Here is a 19252-nt window from a genome sequence, read left to right as displayed (position 1 = left end):
CGCAGCGCCGCCCGTCAAGGACAAAAAAAAGCCGCCGACAATTTCGCCGACGGCTTTGCGTGTGCAATGTGGAACCGCGTTAGGCCAATAAGCCTTCGACGACCTTGCCTTTTCCATCTTTGGTGACATAAAACGGACGGTCTTCAGTAATATAAAATTGGTCAGCAGGGATTCCCAACGCGCGGTAGATGGTGGCGTAGGCGTCGGTCAAGTAGACCGGGTCCTCGACTGGCAGCATCGGGTGTTCCGGGGCGGTTTTGCCGTGTACATATCCTTGTTTGAAGCCACCGCCGAAGAACAACATGCAATTCGCCGAACTGAAATGGCCGTGGTGGCCATACAGGCGTTCATCTTCAACGACCAGCGATTCGCCCGTCTGGCTTTCATCAAAGCCAAACGCCTCTTGCCCGGCGGACGGCTTATCGGCGATGGTGCGCCCAAACTCGGTCATCACCACCACCAGCGTACGCTCCAGCAACCCGCGTTGGTCGAGGTCGCGCACCAACTGCGCAATGGGGCGGTCGATTTGCGATTTCATGCCCGCCATGCGGGTGTGTCCGTTTTCGTGAGTATCAAATCCGCCGAATGGCTCGTACTGATATTCGACTTCAACAAAACGCGCGCCGGTTTCGACCAAGCGCCGCGCCAGCAAACAGCCCATGCCGAAGCGGTGGTCGATCTTGTAAGCGTCGATAGTTTGCTGCGACTCTTCGTTGAGATCAAAGGTGCTCTTGACCGGCGAGTCCATCATGGCGCGGGCGTCTTCCATGACCTGCATGTATTCTTTGGTCTTGTTGGCTTCGCGCAACTGCTTGGTTGAATTTCCGGTAATGAGTTCCAGATATTTCTGACGCTGGTCCAAACGGTCGGGCGTCATGCCCGCCACCGCGTTGAGCGTGGGGATTCCCTCTTCTGGATTGGGCACCATGAAAGGCGCATACTTCACGCCAAGAAACCCCGGCCCCTGGTATTGGCTGATGAATAGCATGTCCTGGTCAGCGGTGGTGATGTCGCGGCCAATGTCGATGTACGCAGGCACAAACGGGTCGCGCCGCCCCAGCGACTTGGCGACCACCGAACCCATCGAAGGCACCTGCACGCCCGCCGGAAACTCATAGCTGGTCATCATGTAATGTTGGGCGCGTAAGTGGATTGCCCCGAACTTGGTGTCGGAGGTCAGCGTACGTAAAATGGCGCCCTTATCCATCACCGACGCGATATTGTCCAAACCCTCGCTGAGATGAATTCCGTCCGCCGCCGTCGGGATCGACGGGAAGGTCGAGTACAACTCGCTGCCTTTCATTCCGGCTTTGTAGGGCGTGTGTTTTTTGGGATCAAACGTATCCCATTGGTCGACGCCGCCCGGCAGCCAGATGAGTATCATCGAGTCAGCGCTTGGATTGAGCGCCTTCGCCGCATTGGCGGCGGCGTATTTGCTGGTTGCGAAAAGCGAAGTCGCCGCCAGTGAAGTCTGTTGAATAAACTGTCTACGCGTAGATTTGACGCGGGCCATAATCGTATCTCCCTGGGTATATCTAATTGATGTAATGAAACTGCGGCGACGACGCCAACGCCCACAACAAATCACCCCATTCATCGGCTTGGGGGTTCTCGCCCAGCTGCGCCAGCAGGGCTTTGCGCTCGCTGGCGTTGGGTTCGCGGCTCAACACCCGCAAATACGCCAAGCGCAACGCTTCGCCGCTATCTTGCGTCTTGGCAAGGCGTATCGGCAACGGCGAACCGTAAATCATTTCGTGAAATTCGGGGCTATTCATCAGTTGCAACGACTGAATCACCGCGATTTCTTCTGACCGGGTGGTGATGACTTCGTTGCGGGTTTCCGGCTTGCCCAGCGAGCGGGTCAGCGGGGTCGAACTCTCATCAAAGGTGGTGCGTTTGCGTTGCAGTCCGACCGCCGCCGCGATGGAATCCAGCGCCTGTTCACACGTCAAACGCCGTTGCGCAGGCGAGAGAAAATAACGCGGCAAGTCTTCGCCTTCGCTCCATTTGTCGGCAAGCGCTTCGTTAAACTCCAACTGATAGGTTCGAGAATTCAACACCAACTGCATGATATGTTTGATATCGTATCCGCTGGCGGCGAATTCATACGACAGCCACGCCAGCAGTTTGGGATGAGACGCCTCTGTATCTTCGCGGAAGTCGTCTACCGGTTCTACCAGCCCCATCCCCACCGAGCGTTTCCACACCCGGTTGATGAATGACGCGGCAAACCGCGGGTTGGCAGGGTCTACAATCAGGTTCGAGACCACTTCAAGGCGCTTGTCGAGAGAATCTAACTGGGCGGCGTCAACCGAACCGTTTTCAAAAATGAACGCCGGTTTAACAAACTCTCCGTGCTTCACCTCGCAACGAATGACTTCCAGATTGTCTTCGTTAAAGAAACTGGCAAAACCCAGAAAGCGCTTTTGGGTCCATTCAAAATTGAGAAAATGATCGTGACAGCTGGCGCATTTGAGGCGCGTCCCTAAAAACACCTGACCGATATTCGCCGCCGTTTGGGTGGACTCGAGATGGTCTTTCGATTTGACGTATCCGCCGTAATACCCAGCCGCGTTAGGGTCGATCAACTGCGTCACAAACACGTCATACGGAATGTTCCGTCGAAAACTTTCGATGATATACGGCTGAAAGTCGCCCCGCGTCCCAACGCCGCCCTGGTGTTTGCCGTTGCTGCACAGCGCGTCTTCCCAGAACTGCGACCAGTTGGCGGCGTAGTCTTCATCGCGGGCGAGCAGTTTGTCGATCCATTGCGCCCGCTTGTCTCCGCTCTCGTCATTGAGAAACTTGGTCACTTCATCCGGCTTTGGGATATACCCGACAACGTCGAGAAAAATGCGGCGCAAGAAAACTTCGTCGCTGCACAATTGCGGGTCGCTGTCTTGCGGCCATTGCGCGGTGATGAAGCGGTCAATTTCATTGAACGCAGGGACATCCACAGCGGGAGGCTGCGGCGGTTTGGGCAATCCCGCCACCCGTTCGCTGCGTTTGCGTTGCTTTAATTCCAGGTAGGCCTTTTGCGCGACGGCGTCGGCGTTTTGCGCGGCTTCGCGCGCCGCTTTCAGCGACTCTTGCGAGGCTTGATGGGCTTTCTCGGCCTGCTCAAGCACATGCGCCGCCGCCTTGGCGGAGTCTATAGCCTGTTGATACGCAGACTGTTCGTCTGCACGGATAATCTGAGATGCACTCATTGCGATGATGCAAAACCATAATAGGATACGGTTCACGTTTTCTCCCCCCACTCGATTGGCGACTGGTCTTATAGTGATTACCAGAATTATGCGCGGATTGAGTTTCCGTAACGGAATCTATCGCTGAGCCCCTACCTGCGATAGGCAGGCTACGGGCGCGCTTTACGCACATATTTTTGACAACCGCTCTAACAATGAAAATTCATGGTGAAAAACATCCGGCAAGTTGCTTTGCGCAAAATGATGTGAAATAACAAAACATTCAAAAGATAGTATATAACCAAACCTAATAAAATAGATAAAAAAAGTCAAGTTCGACGCCGCACGCGAGTAAGGTGGATTTATCCGCCTCAAAATTCACAGGTTCTCTCCCCAAAGTTCGGGGGGGGGGATTTTTTGAATTGCTGTCGGCTACGCCGCCAGTCAACCCCCGCCTAACCGCCCCCAATCTTTGGGGGCGGAACTTTAACGGATCATCACCCTTTACCGCATCTGTGTCATTGCGAGCGAAGCGAAGCAATCTCGCTTTATTGATGGGTGAGATTGCCGCGTCGGCCTTTGGTCTCCTCGCAATAACACTGTCGAAGGGCTTTGGTGTTCTTAAGTCAATGACATTGATTCAGGCATGGGTGCAACTCTGGGAGCGCCTGTGCAAAGGGCCTGAAAGCCCGCACTGAAGCGAGCAGAGTTGTACCCATGCCTGATATAGTGAAAGATCGAATATTTGCAATGAAAAATAACAAAAAAAAAGACGGTATGAGGAGCGTCATAACACAGACGTCTCATACCGTTCATCAAAAAGGGTGAGGGTATATTTGTTTGGTATTACGTTACGTTTTTGTTAATCCAACACGGCTTTAGTTAGCCGCAACCTGCTGCATCTGGAACTCAGCCCGCAATTTGTCGAGCATATCTTTCACTTCATCCAAACGCTTTTGATAACGGGGAATTTCCTCAGCGATGATGTCCATCATGGCATAATCGCGCTTGCGAATGTTCTGCAGCCGGACGTCGTCCAGCACCAGAATCATTGCTTCGTAAAATTCGGCCTGATCGACCAACTTGCGTTCCATGACAGAAAAACGCTCGCCCTGGGTCTTGAGCCTGTCTTTATATTGGATGCCGCTTTTCCGCGCTGGCATTGTAATGACTTGAGCCATAACCGCCTCCTGATCGCCTTGTTTTCTTTCAAGAGCGCAATGGCTATACCAATTCAAAAGACGAGAAATAACGTACTCAAAAAATTGAACTTATAGAATTTGACTCATCGAGAGCACAGAGGGATCGGGTAGAAGATGCCGCAGGAAAGCAAGCAATTTTTTCCGGTTGTATCGCGGTTTATGGGCGGGGGCCAATCAGATTGAGTATATCAAGCCCGTTAATCAAGCCGTCGACGTTGATGTCGGCCTTGGGGTCGCGCTTCGCCCACAGCAGCGCAAAAAAGAAGGCGTCTCGCGCATCCAAACGCCCGTCGTTATTGAGATCAACACTGATAGACGCCTGCGGCGTAGCGCGGATAGAAACCAGAATTTTTTTCGATTTTTCGTCTTGTAGAATTTCGTCTTGTAGAATCAAGTACACATCCAGCGAAGGTTCATCAAACACAAACGATAAATTGCGCTCCACTTGTTGGTGGTGCTCTGGGGTGAGCGTCTCAAAATACCGCACAATCGGCATTTGGTCGCTGGAGCGCTCTTGGGTAATCGCCAAATGGAGTTGAAAACTGCCCGGCGTCGGCGTGACAGAGCCGACATACGTCGCGGAAGCGATCACCCCACCGCCGCTAACGTCCATCCACGCCTCAAGCGCCCCCTCGTTGGCTTGCGCCTGTCGAGCACGGATTACTTCACTGTAAGAGTGAAAGATACCTCCAGACGCTCCTGGTATTCGCTGAAATCCATCGAACACCGCCAACGGCAGTTGGGCCGCCGTCGGGCGCGCGTTTGCGTTGAGAAAGCGCACCCGGCGTTCTGACTCTGTCAGAGCGTCTGATGCGAGAATGGGGTGCACCAACACGTGCAACTCATCTTTGCTGAATTCTTCGCGTAATTGCTGCACCGCCTCAATCGAGAAGCGGCAGTTAGAACAACCGCTGTTTGCGATAAACAGTTCCAACACCACCGGACGCCCGCTCGCTGGACACACCGCCAGGAAAAAGGCCGTCGCGAAACACGCGGCGGCCTTGAGCGTCCATTGGTCGAAGCCCGCGCTCTTACGCATACGGGTCTTCATCTTTCTTTTTGTCGTCATCGTCATCAAACGAGAACGAAGAGTCATCAGAGCCATAATCGAAATCGCTTGAGCTATCGTCATCGGCGAACGACGAGTCGCTTTCGTCTGAATCAAGCGCAGGCGAGGTTGCCAGCGAACTCTTACGCGACGACCCTCTCGGAATGAAGCGTAACAATAACACGATCAACGCGACCGCAACCAAAACCACGATGGGGTAGAAAATCAACGGGTTGGTACGCGCCCAGATTTGCAACCCGACCACAGCCGGGGCGACGTCAACATTGCCTGCGTCATCAATGGCGCGAATTTCAATCGAATAGCCCAGCGAATAAAACGCGAGTTTCTTCGGCGCCAGCCAGATGGAACCCTGGTGGTTGAAATCAATCCAGTCGCCGCCCATTTTATATTGGAACATCGTCGGGACGCCGGGGTCGGCGCCGTCCGGCAACGCAGGATCGCTGGCATTCATCGTGAGCACCGGGAAGCCGTTTTGATACGATTTCGCAAAACGGGCCGCGAGATCAGGCGGCGTACGGTCGATCATCCATTTGTATTCAACCTTCGGGGTTTGGTCGCCCGAGGCATCAATGCCCCACACCTGCAAAACGTGAACGCCTTCTTCGAGGTCGTTGATTTGCAATTTGGGTTCTTCCAACGTCTTGACTTCATCTTCATCTAATTGATAGCGGTAACTGATTTTGACTGGCTGGCCTTTGTCATCAATGGCCTTCCAACCAAAGTCGAGCGCCTCATCGCTGGTGATGACGTCCGGCTTTGTTTCCAAGACCAGTTCCATACCGATTTTTACGATCACGTTGCACGAAGGCGGCTCTTGTTCAACATTGCCGCGCGCGTCGCGCATACGAACCGCAAACGTACGGGAACCATTGGCGAGGTTCGAGAACGTATGGCTGGTCCCCTTCTGATAAGGCGTCCAGTCGCCGTCGTCTAACTTGGCTGAATATTCCAACTGGTCCATCGAATCGTTATTATCGCTGCCGATGAATTCAAGCGTGAATTGGCGGGTTTCAACTTCCGACCCGTTGACTGGCGCATTGGTCAATTGAGTGACTGGCGCCGACTTAATGGTATTGAACGCAAATTCCGCCGGCGGCTCTTGAATATTGCCCGCCACGTCTTCAGCGCGCACTTTGAAGGTATATTCCCCATCAGGCGGCGTTTGCAATGTGGCTTGATTTTGCGGTTGAGGCCGCGTCCAAGGCTCTTCGCCGTAGGTGTATGAATATTTCAGATTGCGGCTGGCGGAAATATTGTCGTCGCCGTTCCATTGAAACGTCATGGTACGGGTTTCGATATCGCCGCTGCTGGGGTGATTGATTGACGAAGTGGGGCGGTCGTCATCGGTGCGAATATAAGTTAACCAGCTGTCTTCGCTTTCGCCCGCTTCCCAGACGACGTGATAGTCGTTGTCGCTCTGGGCGATACGCGGCACCGAACGCACATAATGGGGAACTGACAGTTGAGCGCTGCGCGAATTGCTGTCGGATGCGTCCGCCTCAAAATTGACCGGAATGCGCTCAAATGGATCGCGCCGCGTCCAAACCGTAACCGCTTTGCCGTCGACGATTTTGATGTCCGACTGCATCCGCGTACTTAAAAACGGCGCGCCCTGGAAATTGGGCCGCCAAGTTTGTCCGCCGTCTTTTGATTCATACAATTTCAGGTCAGTGTTTTCGTTCACGGTCACAAACAGGCTGCCGCGATACGGCCCGAAAATATTGAACACGTGCGGCAAGGTCTGGCTGTTGGCCTGCTCCACGCGATTGGCCGGAGAGAAGGTTCCGCCCGTGGGCGAAAACGAGGACACGTACATGATCGATTGGACCTGACGCATTTGTTGTTGCAACTGGCCGCCGCGCGCATTGGCGTTACGCAGCGTTTCGATTGATTCGGGCGTAATATTCAAGCGCTCTTGCAGCGAGAGTTTGCCCAACGTTTCACTGAGCGGGGTTTCTAACCATAGCAAAAACAACTGGCCGTCGACTGGCAACATTCGCGGCATCATCGCGTCATCGCGCGATTCGTGAATGCGCTCCGCCGCGCTCCAGGTTTTTCCATTATCAACGCTTTGAGAATAGAACAATTGAAAGGCGCTCATGCCCGAGCCGACTTCAACCACGGCAGGCCATGACACAACCAGTTTATTACCGATTTTTGCAATCGCGGGCGCCCCATTGGCGGCGTTGCCCGGCGTCACCGAGATCGGGCCGTTCCAGGTCTTGCCCCGGTCTGTCGATGAGAGAAACCGAATCTCGCCCTGGCGGTACACGACAAATACATTGTCGCCGTCAGCGGTGATGGCGGGCGTTGAGACGCGGCGCCCGATGGCGGTTTCACGCGCGAGATAAATTTCTTCGCACCAGCCTTTGGCTTGTGCATGCGCCGTCGGCGTTTGCCATACCAGCGCCCCTCCAATGCAAACAATCAGCAGTGCGGCGAAAACAACACGGTGTTTCATTCTTTCTTCTCCATGCAACGATGCAATCGGGGGTTCGATATAGGCATAGTATGGGCGTGTAGCATAGTAAATGTCTACATCGCCAATCGGCTTAATTCACTAAACCGCAATTTTCACGAATCCAGCGGGCCGATTCCCCGTTCCTTGTGAGAATAGTACAAAATCCCGCAAACGTCACCATGCGCGACGGTTATGCAAGGCGACACAAGTCAATCACCAAACGCTCAACCACCAGAAATTCATTCGACTTACCGCCCTTGCCATCAGCGTCAGCCTGTTGCAGCAGCCGCACGGCGTTTTGCATGGCGTCTAAACTAAACTGCCCCGCCTGGCGTCCCGCGCGGTCAATCATCCAGGGCGGCTTGCCCAAACGCTTGGCCCACTGATTGCGGTCGACGCCGTCCGCCATTAAGGCGCGGCATGAGTAGAGCATTCGAAAGTGGTTGGACAGCGCCGCCATAATTTTAATGGGGTGGTCTCCCTGCTCCAATAATTGATGAAGGCGCATCAAGGCGTCGCGGGTTTTCTTTTGTCCCGCTGCGGCGGTGAGTTCCCAAACGCTCTCTTCGTCTTCGGTCTCGATCAGGCGGCGACAGTCGTCGAGGGTGATGGTTTGCCCGTCTTCCGCCCATAACAACAATTTTTCAAGTTCGCGTTGGGCGGCGGCGGCGTCATCGCCGCATTGGTCGAGAAAGAATTTCACGGCGTCGGGGTTGATTTCAACGCCCGCTTGCTTGCAGCGTTTGAGAACGGCTTCGCGAATTTTGTTTGTGCTGGTCTTGGCCAGTTTGACGACCGTCTTGGGGGGGAGCGCTTTTTTGATGACCGCCGATAAATCTTTTTCAGATTCAACGAGCAACACCAACGGCGCTTCGCCGCGCGGCGATTTAATAAAATCGAGCAAGGCCGCCAAGTCATTGCCGACCGGCCCGTCGTCATCATCAGCGGCGGCGGCGCCGACCCGCCTTTTTACGGTATCCGCATTTTCAAGCACGACGACCCGGTTCGGGTCTAACATCGAGAAGGAAAGCAGCTCTTCGACCGCGCGGATGGTTTGCTTTTGCGCGGCGTCAAAGCGCATGATTTCGTAGTCGTCGTCGTTGTAGGCGCGTTTGGCGATTTTTTTGATTTCGGCCTGGCGTTGCAGCGAATCGCCGCCCGCCAAAACCGTTACGAGAGGGGCCGAAGCAGACATGCGCTGCGGGTTACCAGCCTTCCAGCAGAAAACTCAATACATCTGAGGCAATTTGCTCGGACACGTTTTGCAACCCGCCCGCGCTTTCGTCCTGGGTAATCATTTGTACTCCAGAGCCAACAAACGGGCGCTGATTCAGCAATAGATCGCCGCTTGAATCTTCCACCGTGACCAGCAGGACGACATCCAATGAATACCCCACTGCGCGGTCGAGGTCGCTGAAGGCGAGCGGGTAAATGCGCGCTTTCGAGATGGTCGCGGTCATTTGCAGATCGGCGTTGGACTTCGTCGCAAGACGCAAACGCCCATCGCGCTTGAAGACTTTAATCAAGTCGCGGGTAAAGCTTTCTTCGAGCGCGACTTCAAAGGTCTGGTTTTCGACCACGCTGATATGCATCGTAGCGTATTGTTCGTCAAGAAGGCGCGGCGAATGGGCGCCGCACGACGCCAGAATCAGCGCAAACGCCGCGATCAAACAGAGAGAGATAGGCTGTTTCATTGAATAGTCCAATTCAGAATTTCACTCATTTCAATCAGACTAATGAATTCGCCGTTTTTTTTCTAGAGCGGTTGTCTGAAATCACCTTATCCGGTCGAATCAATCGAATAGCGGTGGTGGTCGCCGCCCATGCCGAATAATTTAAGCATCGCTGGCAAGACAATCACACACGAGAACCAGCAGGTCGCCGTCCCCAGCGCCATCAACGCGCCAAAACTGGCGAGGCCTTTATGCGAGGCGAATATCAGGCTGCCAAAACCAACGCATGTGGTCAACGTCGTCAGCGTTAAAGTCGTCCCGGTGGTGTACATAGTCTTCTCGACGTCGCGGGTTTCTTCAAAGCGGTGGTAAAAATGCACAGCGTTATCGACGCCAATGCCAATCAAAATCGGAATGGCGAAGAAATTGGCGAGATTCAGGTGCAGCCCAAACTCTCCCATGACGCACATCATCCAAAATACGCCCAACAAAAGCGGCCCCATGACGAAAAACAGGGCCTTGATCGAAAGAAAATCTAAAAACACCATCACCGCCACCGCCGCCAGCGACAGCAGCCCGATCTGGGCAAACGCATTGCGCATCAGGATGCTGGATTCATACACCTGAATCGGCGTCCCGGTCACAAGGGGGTCAATCTCGCGCATGGCGCCGACGAAGGCTTCCATCTGTTCAGTGACCCAGATGTTTTCTTTGGGGAACGCCATTACCAGGAGCGAGCCGTCCCGCCCGACGTACAACATTTGAAATTCTTCGGGCAGAGTCTCCGGCGTGGGCGCCGGGGCCGCCGCCCATTGCGCCACTCGCTTGAGGCTAGACCGGGCGTTCTCAAATAACAGCGCATTGGCGCGGGTTAATTTTTGGCTCAGCGCTTCCTTATTGCCCGACAGGGCCTCCGCCAAGCGGCTGAGTTGATCGAGCCTCGCCTGTTCGCTTTCGCTGATTTCAAACGTAGGCGCCTCAACCGTCCGCCCCGATTGCGCGGCCTCTTGCATGGCTTTGAGTTGGGCAATCTGCTCAGGCGTCATCATCGCCAATTGCTCTTGGGGGATGTCTTCCAACGACAAGCCGCCGGACGCGCCGGATTGCGGCGCCTGACTGGCCTGCTCGGCTTGTTGCTTCATGCGTTCGATTTTTAGCAACAACGCGGAGATCGAATCGCGCAAGCCGCGCGCCACATAAACATTGGGGAAATATTCGACTGCTTCATACGCGGCGGATTGCGAAAGATTTTTTTGAATGGAATCCAGCAGCGGTTGGGTTTGTCCAGGCGTTTTGGGCATCACGTCCGCCAGACTTTCCATCCCCGCGACAGTCGGATCAGCCTTCAACAAAGCGATTGTTTCGCGCACCGACTCCATGTCCGGTTCCTGAAACGCGCAATACCAGGTGGAATAGTCGGATTCTTCCATCAATTTGTGCTCGTATTCGACCGACTCCAGATTGTCTGCTTGTAAATCGAGAAGATTGTCGTCAAAGCGCACATGAATCGCACTCGGCGCCGCGTAAATCGAAAGCGCGACCAAGACGAGCGCCAAGGTGCGGGGATGCCGTACGCCGTGGCGCAGCCCCAACAGGTGGACCGGCGTCGGAACATGCAGCGCGCCAATACGCGTATCAAACGCAATCAGCAACGCAGGCAGCGTGATTAACATGCCCGCCAGGCAAAAGAGAATGCCGACGCCCGCGACGTAGCCCAGCTCGGCCAGTCCCAGAAAATTGGTAAACAGCGCCAACAAAAACGCAATCGACGAGGTGAGCGCGCCGGTGACGATGCCCGAGCCAGCGTGTTGCAGCGAAAACAGCGCGGCTTCTTTCGGGTCGCCGGTCGAGCCCAGTTCTTCCTGATAGCGGTGTAGAAAATGGATGCCGAAATCAACGCCCAGACCGATGAGCACCAGCGCGAAAACCGTCGAAAGCAAATTGAGGTGCCCCAACGTCAATGCAACAAAGCCGAACGTCCAGCCCATCGCCATCAACAGCGTCAACATCGTCAACGCAGGGCGGCTGACTTCACGGAAGAAAAAGACAAACAATATCGAGACGCCGATGAGCGCATAGAAACTGGCGTTGAGCATGTCCTGGTTGGTGGTCGCCATTTCATCGGCTTGCAGCGCCGGGCGCCCCGTCAACCCGGCGGTCACTTTGCGGTCAAAATCCAACTCGGTCAGTTGGATATCGGCGCGGATGCGGCGCAGCGGCTTCTCGATCACGCTTAGAGTTGAAAAATCCTTCGAGGGCATGACCAACATCAACAGCGAGTTGCCTTTATCAGACCACATATATTGCGCGTCGCCGGGCAAGGCTTTGTCGAGTTCGTCTTCTAATTGCTGAAACGCCGCGAATGGGTCTTTGAACGTACCATTCAACGCCTCGATGATGGTTTCCAACTCGCCGGTCGCGGCGCTTTGGGTCGATGAGGCAATCGCGTTTGCGCTGATGCCGTCCCCGATTTCATCTAACACCAGATCAATGTTTTGATAGTCATAGAGCGTTTGAATGTCTTCGCGGTTGGCGGCGAGTTCTGAGTCGAGCGTCTGTAAATCATCAAGCGGAGCGTAATGCAAGACGTATTCGCGCATCCATGCAGTGGGAAAGGTATACACGACTGATTTAACGTCTTCGCTTCCACGCAGGCGCTGCGCCAACGAGTCGGCGAAATCGGTCATGCTTTGTTTGTCGGGGCCTTCAATGAGAATATAGAGAAATTCCAGATCGCCGAAGCGCTCCATAAAATCCATGTATCGACGGTGATATTCGAGTTCGGGAGAGAGCAGTTTGTCCTGGTCGGTGATGAGTTCCATCTTGACCGCGCCGTACCAACCCAACGCGCCAGCCGCAATGACGGACAGCAGCGCCACCGCAATTGGATGCCGGGCCACGATGGCGTGGATTAGATGGAAAATTGCATGTCTCATGTCGCGTCGGCGTTCTCTGCTACGAGCGGCCGGCGGCCCGCGCGAAAAGATGTTGTTTGGCTGCCGCTCCCGCTAATTGTTTGCCGACCGACCACAACGGGCCGGGAAAGCGGCGGCATTCATTCAATACAGAATCCAACGCATCGACCAACCGGTCAAGTTCCTCTTCGCTGGAAATCAGCGGCGGCAAAAATTTAACGACTTCTTGATGATGGCCCGCCACCTGGCTAAGGATATCATGATTTTTGATTAATTGCATCACCACGGCTTGCGCGAACAAGCCATTTTCAGCGGCGTGCAGCAGCATCCAGGCGGGTTTGAGCCGCATCGAACGCGGCGATCCGAATTCGACCGCGCACATGAGGCCCTTGCCGCGCACGTCTTTGATGAACTCGTGCTTCTCTTTCAAGGCGTTCAAGCCCTTCAACAGCCGCGCACCCAAAACCGCAGAGCGTTCGACCAGCCCTTCGGTCTCGATGACGTGAAGCGCCGCCAGCCCGGCGACCATCGCGAATACGTTCTGACCGAAGGTGCTGGAATGCACCACGCAGCGGTCGAGCGTATTGAACACGCCGCGATAGACTTCATCAGAATATAAAATTGCGCCGACGGGGACTATGCCGCCGCTGAGCGCCTTTGAGGTCAATAAAATATCCGGCGACAGACGCCAATGCTCGCACGCCCACCATTTGCCGGTGCGACCCAGGCCGCATTGAATTTCATCGGCGATGAACAGCGTGCCCGTTTCGCGGCATAATTGCTGAATATTCTGATAGAGAGATTCATTCTCAGGATAAAACACGCCTTTACCGCGCACCGGTTCAATCGCCACTGCGGCGACGGTTTTTGTGCGCAGTTTGCGTTCTAATTCCGATAAATTTTCCCACTCAACTTGTTCGCATCCCGGCAATAAATCACCAAAGCCGTTGCGGAATGAATCGTCTCCGTTCAACGCCAACGCGCCGGTGCTGAGGCCGTGAAACGCACCCTTGCGGAACAGAATCGTCGTGCGCTTGGTGGCGGCGCGGGCGAATTTAATGGCGCCTTCCATCGCTTCTGTGCCGGAATTGGTGAAAAACACCCGCTGCAAGCGGTCGCCCGGCGCGATGGAGATTAATTTTTCTGCGAGCAGGCCGCTCAGCAGAACGCAATCCATCTGCACCAGATTGGGCAGGTTCAAATCGAGCGCCTGGCGGAGAGCGTCTTTCATAACGGGGTGGTTGCGCCCCATGCCAAACACGCCATAGCCGGACAGCGAATCGTAAATTTTTCGCCCGTCCAGGGTTTCGATATAACACCCCTCGCCGCTGACGTATTCATGGTTGAAACCAATCAGTTCCAACACGCGAGCGAAGACGGTGTTGCCAAACTCGTCATGCAGCGAACGGGCGTTGCCGATAGAATCCGAGAGAACGGCGCGAAGATCGAAGGTCATAGTTTTTCGCGTTTCCGCAACCGGAAAACGCATTTTCAGGATTGGTATGAATGAGTAAATTGTAGCCCGTTTTTTCAACCGGGCGAGCAGAGGCTGCGAAAGCGCGTGAAGCGTAACTTACGACGCAGCGGCGGGGGCGACGTTGTGCTTGTCCATCACCGCTTTCCAGTCGGGTTCACTCATTTCTTCCGACTCGTCAACCAACATCACCGGGATGTCGTCTTTAACAGGATAGCGGCGGCGGGTGGCGGCGTCAGTTGAGACGATCCATTCGCCGTCAAGCACAATCGGGGCTTTCGAAAGCGGACAAGCCAATATTTCTAATAACTTTTCGCTGATGGGCATCTTCTTAGGCTCCAAACAGATTCAATCGTCAAATGCGTACCCCAAAGCATGGCGCGCCCCCGCTTTCCGGTCAAGATAAGAGAGGAAAAAATCGCCGGGATCCGTATCGAGGCAAGCAATCGCTTCCTTGTTTATAAGTCGTGGCGCCTTTATGCTAACCTGTAAAGCGTCTCACAAGTTTTCTTTGACGAAAAATCCATGCGAGGCTGTGAAACTTTTGGCTAAAACGCTGTTGCTGATCGGCGTCGGACCGCTGCCGTTCTATAATTCCGACCGACTGTACGGATTCGGCATCCGCGCCTGGCAGTTCGCCCTGCCGCTCTTGCGGGCGGGACACCACGTCGTATTGGCGACCTGCGAATTCGGCGTCCAACGCGAAACCAATATCAATATTGATTATCAGACCGATCCCAGCAGTTGGGGCGACCTCGAACACGTCGCCCTGCCCGAACCCAACGTACGCAATACCAACCTGATCCTGACGCGGCTCGAAGACTTGATCGCCCGCAAGCGCCCCGACGCCATCATCACCGCCGGGTCGTCCATCGCCACCAATTTGGCGTCCTATTTAAAAACCGACGTTCCGGTCTGGATGGACATGTTCGGCGACCTGTTCGCCGAGGTGCAAGCCAAAAGCCCGTTCATGCGCGACGCCTTACAGATCGAACACTTTCATCAGACGCTTTCGCGGGTGTTGCTGCGCGGCGATTGCTTTTCGGTGGTCTCAGAGATGCAGCGCGGCGCCGCCATCGGCCAGTTGGGTCTGATTGGCCGTCTCAACCGCTACACGCTTTCGGAAGAATTGGTCTGGACCATCCCTTGCGCGTTGAACGGCGAAATTTCGCCAGTGCGCGGCGAATCCATCCTGCGCGGCGGTGAAGTCAACTCCAGCGACTTTTTGGTTTTATGCAGCGGCGGCTTCAACACCTGGGCTGACGTAGACACTCTCTTTCTCGCCATTGAAGGCGCGATGGAAAAAAACCGCCGCGTTCAATGCGTGGTCACTGGCGGCGCCATCGCCGGACACCATGAAGACGGCTATAACCGCTTTCGCAGTTTGATTTCAAAAAGCGCGTATGAGTCGCGCTTTCACCTGATGGGCTGGGTCAGCAACGAAGACGTCGCCCAACTCACGCTGGAATGCGACCTTGGCATTAACATCGACCTGCCCATTTATGAATCCGTGCTAGGCAGCCGCAACCGCTTTCTCTATTGGATGCAATGCGGCGTACCGATATTGAGTACGCTAACCACCGAAATCTCTCACCTGTTGTCCCGCGAAGGTTTAATCGTCGGAATCCCCACTGGCGACGAGAAACTGGCGACGGCGAAAATTCTCGAAATGGCCGCGAATCCCGCCAAGGCCAAAGCGCGGGCGGTTAAAGCCAAGCGTTTTGCGTATGAATATTTCTCCTTCGAATCCACCACGCAGCCGCTGTTAAACTGGGTGGAAAATCCAGTGCGCGCCTCCGACAACGTCGAGCGCGAATTTCGCGGCGGGCAGCCCTTTCACCGCGTGGATGAGATGTGGTTGAATTGGGCGTTCCCGGGCCGCGACGACAAGTCGGGCATCATCCCCCGCTTTCGCCGCCCGATCATTAAAACCAAGCCGCAAGGCAAGAGCTGGTGGCAACGCCTCTGGGGCGTGTAGCGTGAGCGTAAATTGAAACGCAACGAGGTGATTCATGAAGATTGAATCAATCCGTCTGAAAAATTTCAAAGCATTTCAAGACATTGAAATTTCCAATCTCCCGAGTTTTTGCGTATTTGTCGGCGCAAACGGCACCGGAAAAAGCACCATCTTCAGCGTGTTTGGGTTTCTGCGCGACGCAATGACAAGCAACGTGAATACGGCATTAATGAAATTAGGCGGAAGCCGTGGATTCAAAGAAGTCCGCAGCCGAAATTCAGATGGTCCTATCGAAATCGAAATGAAATTCCGCGATAAACCAAACAAGCCTTTAATCACTTACTATCTACAAATTAACGAAAAAAACGCCCGCGCGTATGTTGAACGCGAAGTGTTAAAATATCGGCGAGGCAGTTCAGGCCAACCATGGCATTTCTTAGATTTCACCAACGGCGAAGGCTCAGCGGTTACCAATGAGTTAGAAAAAGTACAAGAAGACAAAGACCTACAGCGTGAAAATCAAACGTTGAAATCCAGCGATTTATTAGCTATCAAAGGGCTGGCGCAATTTGAAAAATTCCCCGCCGTTGTGGCATTAGGTAATCTGATTGAAAACTGGCACGTTTCAGATTTCCATATCAGTAAAGCAAGACCTGAACAAGAAGCAGGGTACGCTGAACACCTCTCGCGTGAAGGAGAAAACCTCTCGCTTGTCATTGAGTATTTACACAACCATCATCGCGAAATTTTTGACGACATTCTCCAAAAATTAAAAATGCGCGTACCTGGAATCACCAACGTTGAATCCAAAACGACGGAAGAAGGCCGCGTCTTGCTTAAATTTCAAGACGGCTCATTTGAAGACCCATTTTTAGCCCGCTATGTATCTGATGGCACGATTAAGATGCTAGCATATTTGACACTATTATACGATCCATCACCTCACCCGTTGCTTTGCGTTGAAGAACCCGAAAACCAGCTATACCCAAAATTGCTTTGGGAACTGGCTGAAGAATTCCGGTTATATTCATTGCGTGGAGGCCAAGTATTAGTATCTACGCATTCGCCGGATTTACTAAATGCCGCAAAAGTCAATGAAGTTTTTTGGTTGATAAAAAAAGACGGCTATACACAAATCAAACGAGCGGAAGATGATAAACAAATCGTCGCGTTAATGGATGAAGGCAGCCAAATGGGATACCTATGGAAGCAAGGTTTTTTTGAAGAGGTTGATCCTCAATGAAAACGCTTGTTTTCTTTTTAGAAGAACCTTCTGCGAAAGAAATGCTAAAAGGAGTATTGCCCAAAGTCATTCCAGAGGGCATTTATCCCGACTTCAAGATATTCGAAGGCAAACAAGATTTAGAAAAAAACCTTGGGAAAATCCTACGCGCATGGAATACACCGGATTGTGTCTTCATGATTCTGCAGGACCAGGATTCAGGAGACTGTAAAATAATCAAAGAAACGCTATTTCAAATATGCGATAATGCAACCAATTCCCCTGTAATGGTTCGTATCGCCTGCCGTGAATTAGAAAGTTTCTATTTAGGCGACCTCGAGGCTGTCGAAAAAGGATTAAAAATACCAGGCCTCAGCCAGAAACAAAACAAGGAAAAATTCCGACATCCAGACCGTTTAGGAACTCCATCTATGGAATTATCCAACTTGACAAAAGGCGCATATCAAAAAGTATCGGGTTCTCGCGCCATTGCTCCTCATCTAGATTTGAACAATAACAAATCTCTCAGTTTCAAAATGTTAATTAATGGCGTCAAAAAATTAATTGATTTTTAAGACAAAGCGAGCGTAATAACGCCATGTCAACATCCATTTCGATTATCATTCCGCACCATAACGGCAAGGCGCATCTGAAGCCGCTGCTGAAATCATTGACGGCGATTGAAACTGACGGCGCCGACGTGAACATCATCATCGCCGACAACAACTCCAGCGACGGCTCGCGTGAATTCGCGCGCAACAAATTCCCCGAAATAGAACTCATCGAATTTGAAGAGAACCTCGGCTTCGCCCCGGCGTTGAATGAATGTGCGCGGCGGGTGAATAGCGACTGGCTGGTCTTTCTCAACAACGATATTCATGTTGCGGTGGATTGGCTCACTCAACTATTGGCAGCTGCCAGTGAAACAAACGCCGCCTGCGTTTCGTCGCATCTGCTCTCGTGGGACGGACGCGAAACCCAATTCGCCGGCGGCTGGACCAACCTGTTCGGCAAAGGCTTCGAAGCCTTCGAACTCGAAAGCAGCGACCCCTACGAAATTTTCTTTCCCTGCGGCTGCGGCATGATGGTGCGGCGAGAGATTTTCCTCGACGCAGGCGGATTCGACGACGATTACTTTATGATCTATGAAGACATCGACCTGGGCTGGCGAATGCGCTTGTTCGGGCAAAGCGTCTGGCTGGCGCCGAAAGCGCAGGTCTTTCATCGCGGACACGCTTCGCTAAAAAAAGTCGATTACGCCCGCAAGGCAATCTATTTAGAACGCAACAGCTTGGCGACGCTCTACAAAAACCTCGACGACGCCCACGCCGCCAAACTGACCGCCAGCGCCATGCGCGATGCGGTGATCCGCGCGCGCGGCATCGCAGGCGCGGGGCTGCCGATGCGCTACAGCAGCGACGGGCTATCGACCTTGCGCGGCGTACAGGCGTTCTTCGATGGGCTCCCGCAATGGCGCGAAAAACGCGAGGGGGTGCAATCCCGCCGCATCGTCAGCGACGAGGAAATCTTCGAACAGTTTTTCCCGCACCCCGACCAAACCTGGGCGTACACCGACGAACACTACCGCCGCCTCGCCCACCCCGACATCGAACAAAAATTACAAACCGTCCGCCAGGATGTGCATGAGCTAATTGTTGGGTGACTTTGATAACAATTTAAGGGAAATTCAATGATAGAATGGTTTAAAACATTGCAAGAAATTGGTGGAATACGCTGGTATATCTACCTATTTATCATCGGAGGTACTGTTTCTGGAGTAAAAGGGATATTGGGTTTATTGCCAGATAATTATAATCTTCTTAGCAATGTACCACATTGGTTTTTGTGGATTTTTGTCGCAGTATCTTTGATTGCATTATGGTCAATTCAATATGCCCATAATACGCGAACTTTAAACTTGAAAATTAAAGACAAAACGATACACAACAATTTAAAAGAATTAAGGTTCATCCGGTAAGTGAGTACTTACATTGATGGATGGTCATAATTTTTATTCAGAAACAGGCTCCGGTATTTCAAAAATTGATAAATCAGGCATGGGTGGAACTCTGGGAGCGCCTGTGCATAAGG

General features: G+C 53.2%; 15 protein-coding genes. 5 read left to right on the top strand and 10 right to left on the bottom strand.

The annotated features are described in order from the left end of the window. Nucleotides 1-79 precede the first annotated feature (79 nt). The 10 genes from P9L94_09100 to P9L94_09055 form a co-directional block, all read right to left on the bottom strand. Nucleotides 80-1513, bottom strand: a complete 1434-nt coding sequence (locus tag P9L94_09100; GenBank protein ID MDP8244223.1) for a DUF1501 domain-containing protein — start codon at nt 1511-1513, stop codon at nt 80-82. A 22-nt stretch (nt 1514-1535) separates the two neighbouring features. Further along, a complete protein-coding gene (locus tag P9L94_09095; protein MDP8244222.1) occupies nt 1536-3245 on the bottom strand; it encodes a DUF1553 domain-containing protein in 1710 nt (569 codons plus the stop codon). Nucleotides 3246-4066: 821 nt separating this feature from the next. Further along, nucleotides 4067-4369: a hypothetical protein gene (locus P9L94_09090; GenBank protein MDP8244221.1), complete on the bottom strand. Its 303-nt coding sequence runs from the start codon at nt 4367-4369 to the stop codon at nt 4067-4069. A 178-nt stretch (nt 4370-4547) separates the two neighbouring features. Continuing rightward, a complete protein-coding gene (locus tag P9L94_09085) occupies nt 4548-5429 on the bottom strand; it encodes a hypothetical protein (protein ID MDP8244220.1) in 882 nt (293 codons plus the stop codon). Beyond that, nucleotides 5422-7920, bottom strand: a complete 2499-nt coding sequence (locus P9L94_09080) for a hypothetical protein (GenBank protein MDP8244219.1) — start codon at nt 7918-7920, stop codon at nt 5422-5424. The genes P9L94_09085 and P9L94_09080 overlap by 8 nt, the downstream gene beginning before the upstream one ends. A gap of 190 nt (nt 7921-8110) precedes the next feature. After that, nucleotides 8111-9115, bottom strand: a complete 1005-nt coding sequence (gene holA / locus P9L94_09075) for a DNA polymerase III subunit delta (protein ID MDP8244218.1) — start codon at nt 9113-9115, stop codon at nt 8111-8113. 10 nt (nt 9116-9125) lie between these two features. Further along, nucleotides 9126-9614 (bottom strand): LPS assembly lipoprotein LptE, encoded by a 489-nt coding sequence (gene lptE, locus P9L94_09070; protein ID MDP8244217.1) that lies wholly within the window; start codon nt 9612-9614, stop codon nt 9126-9128. Nucleotides 9615-9700: 86 nt separating this feature from the next. Then, nucleotides 9701-12529: an MMPL family transporter gene (locus tag P9L94_09065; GenBank protein MDP8244216.1), complete on the bottom strand. Its 2829-nt coding sequence runs from the start codon at nt 12527-12529 to the stop codon at nt 9701-9703. Between the two features lie 19 nt (nt 12530-12548). Then, nucleotides 12549-13964, bottom strand: a complete 1416-nt coding sequence (locus P9L94_09060) for an aspartate aminotransferase family protein (protein MDP8244215.1) — start codon at nt 13962-13964, stop codon at nt 12549-12551. A gap of 117 nt (nt 13965-14081) precedes the next feature. Continuing rightward, complete coding sequence (locus P9L94_09055) at nt 14082-14309, bottom strand: hypothetical protein (protein ID MDP8244214.1); 228 nt, start codon at nt 14307-14309, stop codon at nt 14082-14084. A 208-nt stretch (nt 14310-14517) separates the two neighbouring features. Here P9L94_09055 and P9L94_09050 point away from each other — a divergent pair, with 208 nt between their 5' ends. From P9L94_09050 to P9L94_09030, 5 genes are read left to right on the top strand one after another with little or no spacing between them, the layout of a single operon-like run. Further along, nucleotides 14518-15960 carry a glycosyltransferase gene (locus tag P9L94_09050; GenBank protein ID MDP8244213.1) on the top strand — a complete coding sequence of 481 codons (1443 nt, stop codon included), beginning with the start codon at nt 14518-14520 and terminating at the stop codon, nt 15958-15960. A gap of 34 nt (nt 15961-15994) precedes the next feature. Continuing rightward, nucleotides 15995-17182: an AAA family ATPase gene (locus P9L94_09045; protein MDP8244212.1), complete on the top strand. Its 1188-nt coding sequence runs from the start codon at nt 15995-15997 to the stop codon at nt 17180-17182. Beyond that, nucleotides 17179-17736 carry a DUF4276 family protein gene (locus tag P9L94_09040; protein ID MDP8244211.1) on the top strand — a complete coding sequence of 186 codons (558 nt, stop codon included), beginning with the start codon at nt 17179-17181 and terminating at the stop codon, nt 17734-17736. The genes P9L94_09045 and P9L94_09040 overlap by 4 nt, the downstream gene beginning before the upstream one ends. Before the next feature lie 23 nt (nt 17737-17759). Continuing rightward, entirely contained in the window at nt 17760-18824 is a 1065-nt protein-coding gene (locus P9L94_09035; protein MDP8244210.1) for a glycosyltransferase family 2 protein, read from the top strand. Between the two features lie 27 nt (nt 18825-18851). After that, nucleotides 18852-19139, top strand: coding sequence for a hypothetical protein (locus P9L94_09030; GenBank protein MDP8244209.1), 288 nt, complete (start codon nt 18852-18854; stop codon nt 19137-19139). Nucleotides 19140-19252: the final 113 nt, after the last annotated feature.

Source organism: Candidatus Hinthialibacter antarcticus, assembly GCA_030765645.1.
Taxonomy (GTDB): Bacteria; Hinthialibacterota; Hinthialibacteria; order Hinthialibacterales; family Hinthialibacteraceae; genus Hinthialibacter; species Hinthialibacter antarcticus.
Note: the sequence above shows the minus strand (reverse complement) of the source record. Positions and strands in the feature narration are given on the sequence as shown.

Excerpts from the sequence above, each read along its gene's own strand:
- P9L94_09100 (MDP8244223.1), bottom strand. The coding sequence starts at position 1,513 with ATGGCCCGCGTCAAATCTACGCGTAGACAGTTTATTCAACAGACTTCA.
- P9L94_09090 (MDP8244221.1), bottom strand. The coding sequence starts at position 4,369 with ATGGCTCAAGTCATTACAATGCCAGCGCGGAAAAGCGGCATCCAATAT.
- P9L94_09085 (MDP8244220.1), bottom strand. The coding sequence starts at position 5,429 with ATGCGTAAGAGCGCGGGCTTCGACCAATGGACGCTCAAGGCCGCCGCG.
- P9L94_09080 (MDP8244219.1), bottom strand. The coding sequence starts at position 7,920 with ATGAAACACCGTGTTGTTTTCGCCGCACTGCTGATTGTTTGCATTGGA.
- holA (MDP8244218.1), bottom strand. The coding sequence starts at position 9,115 with ATGTCTGCTTCGGCCCCTCTCGTAACGGTTTTGGCGGGCGGCGATTCG.
- lptE (MDP8244217.1), bottom strand. The coding sequence starts at position 9,614 with ATGAAACAGCCTATCTCTCTCTGTTTGATCGCGGCGTTTGCGCTGATT.
- P9L94_09065 (MDP8244216.1), bottom strand. The coding sequence starts at position 12,529 with ATGAGACATGCAATTTTCCATCTAATCCACGCCATCGTGGCCCGGCAT.
- P9L94_09060 (MDP8244215.1), bottom strand. The coding sequence starts at position 13,964 with ATGACCTTCGATCTTCGCGCCGTTCTCTCGGATTCTATCGGCAACGCC.
- P9L94_09055 (MDP8244214.1), bottom strand. The coding sequence starts at position 14,309 with ATGCCCATCAGCGAAAAGTTATTAGAAATATTGGCTTGTCCGCTTTCG.
- P9L94_09045 (MDP8244212.1), top strand. The coding sequence starts at position 15,995 with ATGAAGATTGAATCAATCCGTCTGAAAAATTTCAAAGCATTTCAAGAC.
- P9L94_09040 (MDP8244211.1), top strand. The coding sequence starts at position 17,179 with ATGAAAACGCTTGTTTTCTTTTTAGAAGAACCTTCTGCGAAAGAAATG.
- P9L94_09035 (MDP8244210.1), top strand. The coding sequence starts at position 17,760 with ATGTCAACATCCATTTCGATTATCATTCCGCACCATAACGGCAAGGCG.
- P9L94_09030 (MDP8244209.1), top strand. The coding sequence starts at position 18,852 with ATGATAGAATGGTTTAAAACATTGCAAGAAATTGGTGGAATACGCTGG.